The sequence below is a fragment of the Oceanobacillus sp. CFH 90083 genome, assembly GCF_009389585.1.
GTDB lineage: Bacteria > Bacillota > Bacilli > Bacillales > Amphibacillaceae > Oceanobacillus.
In genome coordinates this window covers 116,811-133,554 of the sequence record NZ_VIYG01000005.1, presented here as the reverse complement: position 1 = coordinate 133,554, position 16,744 = coordinate 116,811, and the positions used below count along the sequence as shown (strand labels likewise).

General features: G+C 35.6%; 11 protein-coding genes and 1 pseudogene. 10 read left to right on the top strand and 2 right to left on the bottom strand.

The features are described 5' to 3' along the window. The first annotated feature begins 56 nt into the window (after positions 1-56). The 10 genes from hrcA (at position 57) to FLK20_RS21620 (ending at position 14,160) form a co-directional block, all read left to right on the top strand. Complete coding sequence (gene hrcA / locus FLK20_RS09350) at positions 57-1,088, top strand: heat-inducible transcriptional repressor HrcA (RefSeq protein WP_152656301.1); 1,032 nt, start codon at positions 57-59, stop codon at positions 1,086-1,088. A 123-nt stretch (positions 1,089-1,211) separates the two neighbouring features. Further along, positions 1,212-1,769, top strand: coding sequence for a nucleotide exchange factor GrpE (gene grpE / locus FLK20_RS09345; RefSeq protein ID WP_152656300.1), 558 nt, complete (start codon positions 1,212-1,214; stop codon positions 1,767-1,769). A gap of 39 nt (positions 1,770-1,808) precedes the next feature. After that, positions 1,809-3,647 carry a molecular chaperone DnaK gene (gene dnaK, locus FLK20_RS09340; protein ID WP_152656299.1) on the top strand — a complete coding sequence of 613 codons (1,839 nt, stop codon included), beginning with the start codon at positions 1,809-1,811 and terminating at the stop codon, positions 3,645-3,647. A gap of 172 nt (positions 3,648-3,819) precedes the next feature. Continuing rightward, complete coding sequence (gene dnaJ / locus FLK20_RS09335; protein ID WP_152656298.1) at positions 3,820-4,950, top strand: molecular chaperone DnaJ; 1,131 nt, start codon at positions 3,820-3,822, stop codon at positions 4,948-4,950. A gap of 106 nt (positions 4,951-5,056) precedes the next feature. Further along, positions 5,057-5,998: a 50S ribosomal protein L11 methyltransferase gene (gene prmA, locus FLK20_RS09330; protein WP_152656297.1), complete on the top strand. Its 942-nt coding sequence runs from the start codon at positions 5,057-5,059 to the stop codon at positions 5,996-5,998. Positions 5,999-6,015: 17 nt separating this feature from the next. Beyond that, positions 6,016-6,783 (top strand): 16S rRNA (uracil(1498)-N(3))-methyltransferase, encoded by a 768-nt coding sequence (locus tag FLK20_RS09325; RefSeq protein WP_152656296.1) that lies wholly within the window; start codon positions 6,016-6,018, stop codon positions 6,781-6,783. A 509-nt stretch (positions 6,784-7,292) separates the two neighbouring features. Next, a complete protein-coding gene (locus FLK20_RS09320) occupies positions 7,293-8,498 on the top strand; it encodes a Bcr/CflA family efflux MFS transporter (protein WP_152656513.1) in 1,206 nt (401 codons plus the stop codon). A 2,376-nt stretch (positions 8,499-10,874) separates the two neighbouring features. Beyond that, a complete protein-coding gene (locus FLK20_RS09310) occupies positions 10,875-11,003 on the top strand; it encodes a nucleotidyltransferase family protein (protein WP_152656512.1) in 129 nt (42 codons plus the stop codon). Between the two features lie 592 nt (positions 11,004-11,595). Next, positions 11,596-12,420: an HAD-IIB family hydrolase gene (locus FLK20_RS09305; RefSeq protein WP_152656294.1), complete on the top strand. Its 825-nt coding sequence runs from the start codon at positions 11,596-11,598 to the stop codon at positions 12,418-12,420. Between the two features lie 1,569 nt (positions 12,421-13,989). Further along, positions 13,990-14,160: a hypothetical protein gene (locus FLK20_RS21620; RefSeq protein ID WP_194165591.1), complete on the top strand. Its 171-nt coding sequence runs from the start codon at positions 13,990-13,992 to the stop codon at positions 14,158-14,160. A gap of 102 nt (positions 14,161-14,262) precedes the next feature. On the opposite strand, the pseudogene FLK20_RS22385 reads toward FLK20_RS21620, so the two are convergent. Both FLK20_RS22385 and FLK20_RS21615 read right to left on the bottom strand, forming a co-directional pair. Next, positions 14,263-14,661, bottom strand: a pseudogene (locus FLK20_RS22385) (DDE-type integrase/transposase/recombinase); the annotation flags it as partial. Beyond that, positions 14,591-14,767 carry a hypothetical protein gene (locus FLK20_RS21615; protein WP_194165590.1) on the bottom strand — a complete coding sequence of 59 codons (177 nt, stop codon included), beginning with the start codon at positions 14,765-14,767 and terminating at the stop codon, positions 14,591-14,593. The gene FLK20_RS21615 and the pseudogene FLK20_RS22385, both read right to left, overlap by 71 nt. Between the last annotated feature and the right edge of the window lie 1,977 nt (positions 14,768-16,744).

Here is a 16,744-nt window from a genome sequence, read left to right as displayed (position 1 = left end):
AATTTAATTATAGATTTAGCACTCATAATAAGAGAGTGCTAACAGAGGTGATCATCATGTTAACAGATAGGCAGCTTATGATATTGCAGGTCATTATTGATGATTTTATAGATTCTGCCAAGCCGGTTGGGTCGAGGGCGTTATCTAAAAAAGATACTTTGCCTTACAGTGCTGCAACGATTCGAAATGAAATGGCGGATTTAGAAGAATCAGGGTTCCTGGAAAAGACACATACTTCTTCCGGGCGTGTCCCTTCAGAAAAAGGCTACCGTTATTATGTTGATCATTTAATTGGTCCTGAAATACACCAGCATGGACTGGGGATCATTGAAAAGTTAACAAATAACGGCATATATGAGTTTGAACAGATTGTCCAGACGGCAGCAGAGGCACTTTCTGAATTAACAAACTATACGTCCATCATCCTTGGACCGGAAATGTTTGAAGCAACAGTAAAACAGATTCAGGTTCTGGCATTATCCGATCAATCAGCAGTAGCGATTTTAGTAACAAACACAGGTCATGTAGAGCATCGTTCTTTTACGCTGCCAACAGGAGTCTCATCATCTGATATAGAAAAGCTTGTCAACATTTTAAACGATCGCCTGTATGGAGTAGCACTTTATAAACTTCCTGAGGTGATTCAAAATGAGGTAGCTTCCCTAATGATGAGGTATATGAACGGGGTAGATTCTTCGCTCAATTGGATTCGGACGCTGTTCACACAAGAGCAGGCGGTGAAGCTGTATTTTGGCGGCAAAGCAAATATATTAATGCAGCCGGAATTTAATGATGTGGATCGAATTCGCTCATTCTATGCTTTGATGGAGCGTGAAGATGAAATTGTAAATCTCTTGAAAAATTCCAATCAGGGGATTAAAGTTTCCATTGGACATGAAAATGAAGTGGAAGAGATTAAAGATTTGAGTTTGATTACTGCTTCCTACCATATCGGCGGTGGTCAGATGGGAACCATTGCGTTAATCGGACCTACGAGAATGGAATACAAAAAAGTATTATCCTTAATGCAAGCCATCTCAAAGGAAATGACTGGTGCGATGGGAAAATGGTATGGTGATAAATCTTAAAATAAGATAACACGCTTATAGTGTTTGAACACCCTCATAAAGAAATCAAGAATTTTGGTTCCCTATCTATATCTTCTATGGTATAGTTTTTAATTGGAATCAAGAAAAGAGGTGCCTGAGTAGATGTCAGAGAATGAAAAAAAAGAAGAAGCAATCCAGGAAGAGGAACAAGAAATTATAGAAGAAACAATAGAAGAATCTGATTCAGAAGCTGTTGATGAAAATAATGAATTAGAATCTCAAATAGAAGCATTGAAAAATGAAAAAGAAGAGCTCTCAAATCGTATGCTTCGTTTGCAGGCAGAGTTTGATAATTATAAAAGACGTACATTAAAAGAGCGTGAAGCAGATCGCAAATACAAAGCGCAGGACATGATCCAGGAACTGCTTCCAGTTATGGATAATTTTGAACGCGCACTGCAAGTAGAAGTATCCGAAGAAAACAAAAGCATTCTTGAAGGTATTGATATGGTCTACCGTCAGTTACAGGATGTATTCACTTCACAAGGTGTTACGATTATTGAAACAGAGGGTGCTGACTTTGATCCAAATATACACCACGCAGTGATGCAAATTGAAGATGACTCTGCAGAAGCAAATACAGTGGTGGAAGAGCTTCAAAAAGGCTATCTCTTAAAGGAACGGGTAATCCGGCCCGCAATGGTAAAAGTCAATAAATAATTAAAATGTGTCATGGAAGTATTAAGGAGGAAATAAAGAATGAGTAAAATTATCGGAATCGACTTAGGAACAACAAACTCATGTGTATCAGTTATGGAGGGTGGCGAAGCAGTCGTTATCCCAAATCCGGAAGGAAACCGTACAACTCCTTCTGTTGTATCTTTTAAAAATGGTGAGAGACAGGTTGGGGAGGTTGCTAAACGTCAGGCAATTACAAACCCGAATACAGTTCAATCTATCAAACGTCATATTGGTACAGACTACAAAGTGACGATTGAGGATAAAGAGTATACTCCACAAGAGATTTCAGCAATTATCCTTCAGTATATTAAATCATACGCTGAGGATTATATTGGCGAGAAAGTAGAAAAAGCAGTAATTACTGTTCCTGCTTACTTTAATGATGCAGAACGTCAAGCTACCAAAGATGCTGGTAAAATTGCCGGTCTTGAAGTGGAACGTATTATTAACGAGCCGACAGCAGCTGCACTTGCATATGGTATTGATAAAGACGATCAAGATCAGACTATTCTTGTATATGACCTGGGCGGCGGTACTTTTGATGTGTCTATCTTGGATATTGGCGATGGTACTTTTGAGGTTGTAGCAACTGCCGGAGACAATCGTCTTGGCGGGGATGACTTTGATGAAGTAATCATCAAGCATATGGTAGAAGAGTTCAGAAAAGAAAACGGTATTGATCTTTCTAAGGATAAAATGGCTGTACAGCGTTTGAAAGATGCAGCAGAAAAAGCGAAGAAGGATCTATCCGGTGTTGCACAGACACAAATCTCTCTTCCGTTTATTACAGCTGGTGAAGCTGGTCCATTGCACCTGGAAATGACATTATCCCGTGCGAAATTTGATGAATTATCATCTGATTTAGTAGAACGTACTATGAAACCGACGCGCCGTGCCCTTTCTGACGCCGGTTTATCCAGCAAGGATATTCACAAAGTTATCCTAGTCGGTGGTTCTACACGTATTCCTGCTGTACAGGAAGCGATTAAGAAAGAATTAGGTCAAGAACCATCTAAAGGTGTTAACCCGGATGAAGTTGTAGCACTTGGTGCAGCTATTCAAGGCGGTGTCCTGCAAGGTGATGTGAAAGACGTATTACTTCTTGACGTAACACCACTTTCTTTAGGTATTGAAACAATGGGGGCAGTATTCACAAAATTGATCGAGCGTAATACAACGATCCCGACAAGTGCATCACAAGTATTCTCTACAGCAGCGGATAACCAGACTGCAGTAGATATTCATGTCCTTCAAGGGGAACGTGAAATGGCGGCAGACAACAAAACACTCGGCCGTTTCCAATTAACGGATATTCCGCCGGCACCACGCGGTATGCCGCAAATAGAGGTATCCTTTGATATTGATGCAAATGGTATCGTGAATGTTAGAGCGAAAGATTTAGGAACAAATAAAGAGCAATCCATTACCATTAAATCTTCTTCCGGTTTATCTGATGAAGAGGTGGATCGCATGGTAAAAGAAGCAGAAGAAAATGCGGATGCGGATAAAGCACGCCGTGAAGAAGTAGAGCTTCGCAACCAGGCAGATCAGCTTGTATTTACGACAGATAAAACATTAAAAGATTTAGGCGATAAGGTTTCTGACGAGGATAAACAGCAGGCAGAAGCTGCAAGAGATGAACTGAAGGAAGCTTTAGAGTCTAATGACCAGGAGCAAATCAAAGCGAAAAAAGATGCTTTGGAAGAAAAAGTTCAACAGCTTTCAGCGAAGCTTTATGAGCAAGTACAACAGGAAGCTCAAGCAGCACAAGGAGCAGAAAATGCTGAAGGACAGCAGGGTGACGATGTAGTGGATGCGGATTATACAGAAGTTGATGACGACAAAGAAAATAAATAATGCATAGCTACTGAATAGAAGTCAAAGTCAGGATTCTCTTGGCTTTGACTTTTTTACAGAAAATAAAGGCTTTTTATTCAGTTTAATTTTAAACGGATATTCTTTGTTGCCACAGACAAATGAATGATGATATGATTAAACTTATGCAATCAGAGTTTCGGGAGTGAGTAATTTGGCAAAACGTGATTATTATGATGTTTTAGGCGTTGATAAGGGTGCCTCGAAAGATGAGATAAAGAAGAGCTACCGGAAGCTGGCTCGTAAATATCATCCGGATGTAAACAAGGAAGCTGACGCAGCAGAAAAGTTTAAAGAAGTAAAAGAAGCATATGAAGTATTAAGTGATGATCAAAAGAAAGCACAGTATGATCAATTTGGGCATGCAGGTGCACAAGGCCAAGGCTTCGGTGGTTTTGGAGGCGGCGGTGCTCAAGACTTTGGCGGATTCAGTGATATTTTTGATATGTTTTTTGGAGGCGGCGGACGTACGCGTGATCCGAACGCTCCACAGCAGGGAGACGATTTACAATATACGCTGATTCTTGATTTTGAAGAAGCAATTTTCGGAAAAGAGACTGATATTGAAGTACCACAGGAAGAAGAATGTGACACTTGTCATGGCTCAGGAGCAAAGCCAGGCACAAAAGTAGAAACATGCTCGCATTGTCAGGGCTCAGGTCAATTAAACCAGGAGCAAAATACGCCGTTTGGCCGTGTGGTGAACCGCCGTGTTTGTCATTATTGTCAGGGCTCAGGTAAAATTATACCTGAAAAGTGTCATACTTGCGGCGGTTCCGGAACCGTTAATAATAAGAAAAAAATTCATATTAAGATTCCGGCCGGGATTGATGAAGGCCAGCAAATCCGGGTTGCTGGAAAAGGAGAACCTGGAAAAAATGGCGGTCCTGCCGGCGATTTGTTTGTCGTGGTCCATGTTCGCAAGCATGATTTCTTTGTCCGGGAAGGCGACCATATTTTCTGTGAATTGCCGCTGACCTTTGCACAAGCTGCTTTAGGTGATGAAATAGAAGTCCCTACTGTTCATGGAAAGGTTAAATTAAGAATTCCTGCCGGGACACAAACAGGAAAGACTTTCCGTCTGAAAGGAAAAGGCGCACCAAACGTTCATGGAAGGGGTCAGGGAGATCAGCATATTAAAATAAAAGTAATGACCCCAACCAATTTAACAGAAAAGCAAAAAGGATTACTGCGTGAATTTAATGAACTGGGTGGACATGAATCCACCGATGAACAAGAGGATAATATTTTCCAGCGCTTCCGTAAAGCGTTCAAAGGTGACTAAACAGAGAACCCTCCAGCTTGGATTTTGTCAATTACTATAGAAATGATAAGCAAGCTGGAGGTATCTCTTTTTACATAGATAATTTTAAAGAACGGCGGTGTTCGATATGAAATGGTCAGAGATTACCATTCTTACAGCAAACGAAGCAGTGGAGCCTATTTCAAATATTTTGCATGAGACAGGTGCGAGCGGGTTAGTTATTGAAGATCCTTTAGATATAGAGCGTTTTGAAGGAGAAGGTTTTGGTGAAGTAGTAGAATTAGATCCTGAGAACTACCCGGATGAAGGCGTTCGTATTAAGGCATATCTGCCGATGAACAGCTTTTTAGGAGAAACCGTGGATGAGATTAAACAGGCGATCAATCAATTACTGCTGTATGATATTGACTTAGGGAAAAACCAGGTGACAATAAGTGAAGTCCATGAAGAAGAGTGGGCAAGTGCCTGGAAGAAGTATTATAAGCCGGTTAAGATATCCAACCGGATTACCATCACGCCGACATGGGAGGACTACCAGCCGGTATCGACAGACGAACTAATTATCGAGCTGGACCCGGGAATGGCTTTTGGAACAGGTACACATCCTACTACCGTATTGAGTATTCAAGGTTTGGAAGCCTATGTAAAGCCAGGGGATAAAGTGATTGATGTAGGCTGCGGATCAGGCGTTTTAAGCATTGCCTCTGTCAAATTAGGCGCAGAATCTGTACAGGCCTTCGATTTAGATGAAGTGGCTGTTCAGAGCACCAAATTGAATGTGAAATTAAATCATCTTCAGGATCAAGTAGCTGTGAAACAAAATAATTTGCTTGATGGTGTAGAGAGTCAGGCAGATGTTATTGTTTCTAATATCCTTGCTGAGATTATTGTCCGTTTTGTAGAGGATGCTTACCATAACCTTCGTCCTGGCGGTTATTTTATTACTTCAGGCATTATTCAGAAGAAGAAACAGCTCGTCCGTGAGCGGTTAGTGGAAGCTGGATTTCATATTATCTCTGTCAGCGAAATGGAAGATTGGGTTTCCATTGTTGCAAAAAAACCGGAATAAAAGCAGGTGATGGAAGCATGCAGCGTTATTTTATTTCAACAGAACAAATAAATGGCCAAATGATCCGGATTCTTGGTGAGGACGTTCATCATATTACAAGGGTGATGCGAAATAAACCAGGCGATGAGATTATTTGCAATACAGATGATGGAAGAGCAGTGCTTTGTCAAATTGCAGAAATACATGAAGCAGAGGTACAGGCAGTCATTGAAAGCTGGTTAGATGAATCTGTTGAATTGCCGGTGAAGGTTGCCATTGCACAAGGAATTCCTAAAGGCGATAAGTTTGAATGGATTCTTCAAAAAGGAACAGAACTGGGCGCGGCAAAATTTATTCCATTTGCGGCGGAGCGATCTGTTGCCAAATGGGATGAGCAAAAGTTTCATAAAAAAGCCAAACGCTTTGAGAAAATTATCAAAGAAGCAAGTGAGCAGAGTCATCGCAATCAGATTCCTGAGCTGTCCCATGTTATGCCGCTCACAGCTTTGTTGGAGGAAAGTAAATCTTATACGTTAAAGCTTTTTGCCTATGAGGAAGAAGCGAAAGGAGAAGCGGGGGATACTTCTGCTTTTGCAGCTGCGCTTGACGGCTTATCTGGCAATGAACGCATTTTCCTTGTTATCGGTCCGGAAGGCGGTATTTCTGTGAAAGAAGCTAATCTTCTAAAAGAGTCCGGCTTTCAGGCAATCCGGCTGGGAAAGCGGATTTTACGGACGGAAACAGCAGCGTTATATGCGTTGGCTAGTATTTCTTATCATACAGAAGAGTTAGATTATAAAGGATAAAAAATAAAACAGCCGGATGAGTGTTTTATTTTTTAGGAGATAGAAGGGGAAGGAAGATAGCGTCATTAAACAGCAGGGGTTCTTACGTTAATTTATATACCTTTTTTGAACACGCACGATAAGTCTAAATAACCTTCTTTCTGAAAGATTCATCTCTTTGCGGGAAAATTACGTATAATGAATGTAGGTATAAGCATTGTAATATTCTTGCAATGCTTAATTTTATTCTCGGCAGTAACAGTTCAGAAAAATATTAGAGATACTGAGCAAGCCAGAGCAAGAGGTTAAGAATGGAATGGGTTAGTTGAAATATGGAGAGCCTGATTTCTTTAAAAGGAGAAGAAATCAGGTTTTTGTTTTGCACTGTCCAGATAATTAAATCAATTAATAGTTAGCGTTTGAAAGATTTGACAGACGCACCAGGAAAATTTAAAATTTTATCTGTTCAAGGCCATTTATCATGGCGCTGTTAGGAGTGATAATGAGTGAATTTTGAAAGAGAAAGAACCATACAACATAACCCGACGGGGGCAACCCGATTAGGATTAGCATTGCTTCTCGGGCTGCTTGCTTTTTTAGGGCCGCTCAATATTGATATGTATTTGCCCAGTTTTCCTGAGATAGCGCAAGATTTGCACACAAGTGCCACACTTGTACAGGCAAGTTTAACAGCGTGTTTACTAGGTCTTGCTGTAGGACAATTGTTTGCCGGTCCTATCAGTGATGCCCAAGGGAGAAGGAAACCATTATTAATTGCTACGTTTCTTTTTGCGGTGGCCTCCATATTATGTGCTTTAGCTCCTAATATTGTGATATTGATAGCGATGCGGTTTTTACAAGGATTAACTGCCTCTGCAGGAGTTGTTCTCTCCCGGGCGGTTGTAAGAGATGTGTTCAGCGGACAGGCGCTGACAAAGTTTTTTTCGTTATTGATGGTTATTAATGCAATTGCTCCCATGATTGCCCCGATGATAGGCGGTTTTATTCTGTCGTTTGAGTCGACCAGCTGGAAAAGTATCTTTTTCTTTTTAAGTGTAGTCGGACTGCTTACGGTTACTATTGTAGCTGTGAAGCTTAAAGAGACCCTGCCGCCGCATAAGCGTATTCCAAGTTCAGCAGGAGCTTCGTTAAAAACAATGGGCAGTTTGCTGAAGGACCGTTCCTTTATCGGCTATGCTTTAGTCGTTGGTTTTATCCATGGCGGCAGTTTTGCTTATGTGTCCGGTACGCCATTCGTTTATCAAGATATCTATGGTGTATCTCCGCAAGTATTTAGTGTGTTATTTGGTATTAATGGGCTGGCAATTATAACAGGAAGTTTTCTTATCGGACGCTTCAGCGGGATCATACCAGAAAAAACGATGCTTCAGGCAGCGGTTGTAACTGCACTTACTGTTACATCGTTATTGCTTATCATGACCATTATTGAAGGGCCTTTGGCATTGATTGTTTTATTTATATTTATTTATATGATCACAATGGGGATGATATTGACAAGTACCTTTACATTGGGGATGTCCAAGCAGGACCATCGTGCAGGAAGTGCCAGTGCTGTTTTAGGCATGCTTCCATTATTGCTTGGTTCCATTTTTTCGCCGCTTGCAGGCATTAATGAGGCATCAGCAGTTCCGATGGGGACGATCATATTTACAACCACGCTCATCGGTTTTATTGTTTTCTTTACACTTGTTAAAAAAGATGAGGTAAAGGCTTGATTGAAGAGTCAGCTATGATAAGATTTAAGTGAGGATGGAATAAGCTGTATCAGGAGAATATTAAAAACAGAGATAAAGCTGGTTTGATATTATTTTTAACTATAATGAGTGTTCTATGTATGATACTTCTAATTGTTTCTATGTTCTCTTTATTTCTATCATTTTATTGATATTTTTCTTTCAATTAATCTAGAAATATAGTGATAAAAAATACAATGTGCCTTTTTTATTTATATGGGTTCATTTTTTTAGGATATTTTTTTAATCAATGTTTTGTATATTTTTTAAAGCATGGAAGCTATTATGAACATTTTTTCTTAAAATTATTTAGAAAAATTATAGGAAAGATTAAATCGTTATTTTTTTAATGAAATAATCATACTTATCTCTGTCTTCAGTTGATAGAGAAAGCTTTTATTATTAAAAATTAGACCTGAATTATTCGTAGGAAAATCTAAATAGTTTATCACTCGTTATCTGCCAAGCAACTGTAAGGATGATATATCAAGTATTCTGATAAGGTTTAAAAGTACCACCAAATAAAGGTTAAAGAAAGAGAATTATTAAGGCAGAAATGAAGTTAATTGATACGTGGAGCAGCATTGTAATGATAAAAGAAATAAATCCCTTTCACCATAGTTATAAGGATGAAAGGGTCTTTTATATCGTATTTTTAAATATTTGTGATATCATAAAATACGGATAAGCTAAAATTAAAAGCTAATGAAAATGAAAGGATGATATATAAATGGCTGAAAAATTGCCAAAAACGGTGAGCTTTCACACCTTGGGTTGACCACTAGTAAACTCACTTATGATTGCTACAGGAGTTAGTAGTGGCAAGGGATAGCAAGGTGGGGGAAATCACTCTAAAATGCCTTTTTTATTGATTTTTTCTTTAAATAATACTGAATAGCTACCAGAATGTTTTACTTCTTTAGATATTTCATAACAGTATCCTCGAAAGTTCTATAATGGACCCACCTTATTTTTATAAAATTGTTGTCTTGACAATGGGATCCACTTTATAAAGTTGATTTCAAAAACAGAAATAAAAGCGTAATCATATAACTTATACTCTATCGTATATTAGAGGAAAACTTAATATGTCAACATATTGATACCTTTTTTGGAAAAAGGAGTAATTCAAATAAACATGTATTTTCAATCTAAAGCAAGAAGGGATTAATTTTAACTATTTCGGTAAATACTTTTTGTTAACAAAGGGTCATTATTTCCATTATATTGGTTTAGTGTAATTTGATGTTACACAATAATGATTATTGAATTAAATGGATTAATTTCTACATTAAAAAATAGCTATCAAAATACAATAAGTGTGGATACTAATAATATTTTTAAGGAAAGGGGTCTTCCTAGGTTTATGACAAACATGAAAAAAGAGTACAGAGTAGTTACTTTACTCTCAAAAAAGAGTTGAAACCAAAAGAATCAGAAGAATTAGTTAGGTTACTTCGCATGAAATTAGAATGGGATAAGGTAATAGGAATAATTGAACTTCACAGAATTGGTGGTATAGCTTGGTTATCAATAAAGAAATACTTTTTTATTGATAACGAAAACCAATGTGCATTTCAGCGTTTATACAAATATCTAAAAAATACCTATAGTACATAAAAATTAAGTGCGAAAGAACAGCTTAAGTATACTTCTAAAGTTTGTGAAGAACTTGATAATAAAAACATACGTTATGTGTTGTTGAAAGGTCTTAGCCTTTCTGATGGAATTGCTTTCCCATCCATCGCTAAGGTCTTTACGAAATCCGGAAGTAGTTGCCTGATTTCCTCTACCATCGTCTGAAACATCGCTTCGATGGCTACTTCATGATGCATGATTTTTTTAATTGGGAATAGACGTAAGCTGGAGGTGCTATTTCCATTTCTAAAACGTATAACCAGAGTAGCTGGGCATTCCTATTTAATTCACGCCGAAGCGACTCCATCGAATCATGCTGGAAAACAACACCAGCTAATATCGTATTCCAAGCCGCTCGGACAGGATAGTCATTACGTCCTTTTTCTAAAGTTTCCATGAGTTTTTGATCTGGTAAATACTCCATCACTACACGTAGATTTTCTAAATCTGTCTACGAAAACAAACTCATTGTGGTATAATTGCCATACAGATAACCCCTCCCTGGTTGAATGTTTATGTCGTTTTTAACTATTCTAAATCGTGTAGGGCAAGGGTTTCATCTGCTTTTTTATGTTTTGGGGTGGAAATGGCTATTTCTTTTCTTTTTCAACCTTGAAAGCGCTGAACTCCGTTCTTTTTTTGGGGAAAATAAATTTTAGCCCCTTTTTTAACTTCTTATCTCCCTTGAGGTTGGGAACATAGTAATTAGCTCCTTTCAGTATATATCATGACTTAGGTTTAAGGGATTTTAATGATAATGATATATTTGTTCATCCCCAAGATATTGAAAAGGCTAAAAAGATAATACTTAATTTAGATTATGAACAAGGATTAAAAGGAATTTATTAGGAGGATTCCAAAGTTAATATTGCTAAGCAGGCAATTTATTACTATTTTAAGTAAATAATAGGAGTATAATCCAAAATGTTGTGAAGTTGCAATAAAATAATCATCAAGGATTTAAAGGTCAAAGCTTAATCAATTCTAAAATTCTTACTTTTGTTTATCATTTTATAAGTTTTTAGGCAAGCATGAATGATAATAATAAAACATAAGGAATTTATAGTAGAATTTCAGTCGAGAAATTGATAGGGCTCTTTGGAAGTAGTATTTTAGACTCTAAAAATGTAGTCTAGTAATATTCTTAGTATGAAAAGCACATTTCTAACTATCAATCATCGTCAAGTACGAATAAAGGATTTACACGTAATAAGTCGAGGAACGCGGAAGGGCCTATTGTCATGTGATTTTGATATTTTAATGTGAGTTCGTATTATTCATCTCCTGAATTTTTGGGAAATAAACTATATAGCTTATATAGTTGCATATACTAATTTTTATCACATCATTAAGTAGTATTAAAACTCAGTATTATATTGAGTTTTGATTTGAGTCTAATAAAAAATTAAAGAAAAAATCAATTTATTAAGGGGGGAGAAGCTTGGAAATAGGTAATAACTTTAAAACAGCTGTATTTGACTTAGACGGAACATTAATCGACAGGGAAAAAGATTTCTTTGATGGGGTGTTGGAAGGTTTGTTCATGTTAAAAGAAAATGGAATTAATCTTTTCCTAGCTACTGGTAGAAATCCACAATCAATTAGGGACATAATATCATCTGATGAGTTTTTTGAATCTTTGGACAAGATGTTAATATGTAATGATGGAAACGTATTGTATAACTATGATAGTGGTGAATGGCACATTATTAATTATTTTCTCAAAAAAAAAGTTCATGCAATATTGGATAATTATTCCAAAAAAGCATCAATTGTTATTGAATCAAACGGAAAAATATTTTCTAGTTCTAAAGAAGCTTTATTGAAGTATAAATTTGTGTATAATACTCCTCGAAATACAATCACTATAACTGATATTGAGGAAATGAAGACACTAGAAAAAGTGACTGAAATATATATTTTTAGTAATTCATCTACAGATTTATTAGAAGAACTTTTGGTAGACTATTCAAATTTGTTCTGGTACAGTATTGATCGCTTTAGAGGTATAAAATTAATACCAAATAATTCATGTAAAGCAAGAGGGATTAGTAAAGTTTTGTGCACAAGAGGAATTGATTTAAAGGATGTTGTTGCTTTTGGGGATGCTAAAAATGATATAAGTATGCTAACTAATTGTGGAGTGGGTATAGCAGTTAAAGGATGTAAAAAAGAATTATTGGAAAAGGCAGACATAACGTTAGAGGAAGATTTAGGCGTGTTTTTGCAACAATGGGCTAAATCATTAAACAATTACATAAAATGAAAGAAAGGTATTTTATGTAGCTTACACTCATTACCAGAAGATTGTATAGAAAATATGGATTATTAACAAAATTTTGAAATTATAGATGTTAGAATGTATATCCATGAAAAGTCACTTTAATAAAGTATTGTTTATTACAATCGAATTATTTGGGGAATTCGACAATTTTTTCTGTTTATAACTAACAAGATTCCAGGGGTGTAAACATGAATTAAACAGATGTAAGAAATATAGTGTATGAAAATTAGGGATTTAACACAGCTAATATTTCTATGTTCGATAACGGAAGCCCGAATGACATATGGAAAATTGAACAAGGAACTCATTCATATGTATTTAAGCTTTGTAAATTAGAAGTTAATATTGATTGGTATGATTTTCAAGTGAGTATTATGAAATTATGGAAACAGAAAGGAATTTCGATTCCCGTTCCTATAAAAACAAAATTTGGTTCTAACTTTGCAATCTACAACGGGTACGTTTGTCAATTGTTATAATATGCAAGTGGCCATAGATATGAACTTAATAATTTAGAAATGTTAAAATAGGTAGCTGATTTGGTTGTAAAAATACATGGAAGTACTTATTCTCAAAATTTTAAAAAAGACGATATGTGTAAAAAAAGTTCATTTAATGATTTAGAAAAATGGTTGTTAGATTCTCAAAAGAAATTATTGAGCTAAAGAAAACTATGCAAGTATATTCAAAAAAAATCAAACTTTGATAGCGAGGAGTATATCTTTCTTATTGAAAAATCTTTGAATTATCTTCAGGAAATTTTTTCTTACGATGAATACAAAAAACTCTCTTCAGTTTCGACCTAGAATTTATGATATTGCAAGTGCTTCAAAGTTTTTATCTAGAAAACAAAGAGGAGACTTTTTTGTAAATACACATTATTTATATATCTTTTTGAAAACATATAATATCGAATTTAAATTGTTATCTAAGGAGTATGATGCAATTAATTATGTTCTCTTTTACTACTTAATTCCAACAGCAGATTACATCCATCATATGGGAAAATCTAACCAGCTCGATTGGTATCTGCCTTGGACTATGATGAATATGGCATTCAATATGTACCAGCCTTGCAATCTTTTTTACCACCAATTGCGGAATGCTTTACCAGTTCAAAGCCTCCTGTATACTGAATGTGCATGCCAAGCAGCATGACATTAGGAATACAGGAGATTCTTTATGTTCCCATATCGACAGATACTGGAATTATATGATGAGGAAAGGAGTTTACTAAATATCGCAGCGATGACCCGCCATTCACGTCAAAAAGAGGGGTGAAGTGTCCGTTAGATGAAGAAATGACGGATACTTGGATGGAAGATTTTCTCTATCCTGAGAAAAAACTAGAGGCTTCCGGTCGATGTATGATTGATTTTGATTATCTGCATCAAGAGTTGGATAAACAATATGTTACCTTAACATTACTTCATGAAGAGTATGTGAGGAAGTCTCAAGAACAGAGGAAGCTATCGGACATTCACAGAACATTATCATAACTATGTCCAAAAACACAAAGCCACACTGCGAATTAAACGGAAACCAGGGAAATTGTTAGAAGTAGATTGGGCAGGTTCTCCTTTATTTATCATTGATTCCGATACAGGAGAAAAAGTAAAAGTATATGTATTTACGGCAACTTTACTGTGTTCGCAGCTTTCTTATGTCGAAGGTTCATTATCCATGGATTTAGCGGCTAAAGATCCATCAACACACATTTGAATACATGGGAGGAACCACTCAAATCATTGTTCCTGACAATTTAAAAGTAGGAATAACCAAACATACCCACAAAGAATTGGTGTTAAACAAGATGGAAAATACATCGGAATGATGAACCAATCTTTTTCACGGTGTTGGTGGTTAATTGCATTTTTTAATGTCGAGAGTGTTAATTATTTAGTTATTCGATGACTCATTGCCCACTCATAATCCTTCTGGGAAATAAATCCATAACAGTCGCTTAGTGCACCCATTCTTTTCTTGTTCAAATATACATGATATAGCTTGCCCATACTTGTCCTGACTTGTCTAACTGAAAATTTTGATTCAATAGATTAGGGAAGACAGACTGCGAATGGTCTGAGTTCGTTGTCGCCTTATATTTCTTCACTGTTTTTGAGAAACAGGTATCCCTTCACTGCGTGAAATCTTAGAACATCCATATTTTGGGGAGGTAATAAATACCCGTTTTATATGGGCTGTCAGTTTCTGCTTGCGTCTGGGGCTTAAAATCTAATTCTCTTGCCACTTCGGCTACTTTTCTCTCATCTTCCACTCCCAGTTTCATTGTATATAATTTACATTCCTTATTGTATCGTTTTGTCATTTTTGGACCCTTAAGGAGACTATTATATTTATGTTACAAATCTCCATTGGGTATGTCCAATTATTAAACTATCATCAATATTTATAAAGCTACTACGTCAGAAACACAAAGCTATCTGTTATCATTCTAAATTGAATTATAGATTGGCCATGTGGTCAGTTCACGAGAGTTTAAGGAAACTAACGCAAGTGGGGAGAGCTACTTATTTAATAATTTTTATAAAATATTGTAACCGATTGCTTTCAGCTGTATAATGAGCATTATGAAAAATAATTTAAATTTTAAATCAATAGTAAAAACCCTAAGTTTTTAACCTTTTCTGTATATGATTGCTACTTTTAATAGAAACAGTATTACTTGGAACAATTTATATTACTTTAGTCTAGCAATAAAAACAGATCATACAATACAATCTTTACCGATATCGAGTCATATTAAGGATGTTTTTAATAATCGATAACTGTTTGTTATTAAAACAAGAAATTGCGATTTACTTGAAGATGAGAAACATTTAATATCATTTTTTGAAAGGATTATATTAAGAAAGGGATATGTCTACTTCTTTTGTGACTACTTTTTTTCGGTAAATCCAGTAGGTATCAAAACGAACATTATTACCATGATATATTAATATATGGAATAGACTTACAAAGAAAGCATGTCATTGTGTATTTCACAATGACAATGGAAAGTTTGAATCTGTTACATGGTCATTTGAAAATGTAACGCTATTTTATAAGTTTGCCATCAAATATAATGAAGAACTTATTTTTAAAGAAACAATAAGTATTTATTTAAAAGACTTTTCCTATAAAGTGGATCAAGAATTAGTAAAGGACGTTTTGCTAAATACCTTAATGTAGAAAACTTATCCCAAAAAGATTTACTATTAGATACAACCTTTGATGTCACTTATGGTATTTCATTTTACTCTGTATTGAAAAAATATGTCTCTAAAATTTCGGAACATATTTTATTAATAGATAGATTATTTGATGACTGTTATTCTCTAGAATTTATGAAAGCTGAAAGAGAATCTTTAAATCGAGAAACTTTAATGCTGTTATCACTAACAATTAAAAATAATCTGCTGCTATAAAATAATAAAGCTACAGTTATTTTAAAGAATAGAATATGTGAATTTATAAATGGGTTGTGTTATCAAGAAAAATATTTGCTTAATTCAATATTAAATTAGAATGTATTGCCTTTGAAAATAGAAGATAGCTTCCTTTCGTAATAAATGATTGAACAAACTTTAATTGGTGAAAATCTGCCAAAGAGTTATTTGAGTTGCCATAAAAAATCAAGAGGTGATTTTTTAATAAAAACACGAAAAGGTGGCGGAAATAACAAAAATACCACTGTTGTTTGGTGCAATTTTAGTACCGGTTAAATGGCTACTAAACAACTTAAAGGAGGTCTTTTCATATTTCATTCTACCAAAGATGGGATCTCTGGTGCCTCAAAGAGTGACAGCTGGTTGTCCATAAGCAGCGTCTCTGCATTTTGCGGATATTAAAAAATTATTCAAATTATTGCAAAATATAATATGTTGATATAAGCAAGTGTCTAGTAGAGATGAATACTTGTATTGTGATTTTTATAATTGATAAGCATTTGCGAGACATATCTTTATGGCAACGAGATAGTATATGAGAAGAGAAGCTAGAAGCGACAACGAAAAAGAATATATCTCTGGTTTAATTCATCATATTCCAAATGAATAACTCACAACAAGCTGCCATTTAGGAATGTTTGAAAAAAGAAAGAAGTGAAGTGAAAAAATGTTAGTTGCAGTTTAAAAAACAAACATAAAAATTAGATCATTATAGATATAAAAGAAAAGGTGCTATGTCTAATAAACAATGTAACTTGTAGTCAAAGTATTGCTGGCAACGGCCAACCAAATAAATGTAAGATGAAGTGGTACTTTTAATCTCTTTAAACAAGGTAAATCAATTAGTTATTATTAGT

Coding starts and splice junctions, on each gene's coding strand:
- hrcA (WP_152656301.1), top strand. CDS start 57: ATGTTAACAGATAGGCAGCTTATGATATTGCAGGTCATTATTGATGAT.
- grpE (WP_152656300.1), top strand. CDS start 1,212: ATGTCAGAGAATGAAAAAAAAGAAGAAGCAATCCAGGAAGAGGAACAA.
- dnaK (WP_152656299.1), top strand. CDS start 1,809: ATGAGTAAAATTATCGGAATCGACTTAGGAACAACAAACTCATGTGTA.
- prmA (WP_152656297.1), top strand. CDS start 5,057: ATGAAATGGTCAGAGATTACCATTCTTACAGCAAACGAAGCAGTGGAG.
- FLK20_RS09325 (WP_152656296.1), top strand. CDS start 6,016: ATGCAGCGTTATTTTATTTCAACAGAACAAATAAATGGCCAAATGATC.
- FLK20_RS21615 (WP_194165590.1), bottom strand. CDS start 14,767: ATGACAAAACGATACAATAAGGAATGTAAATTATATACAATGAAACTG.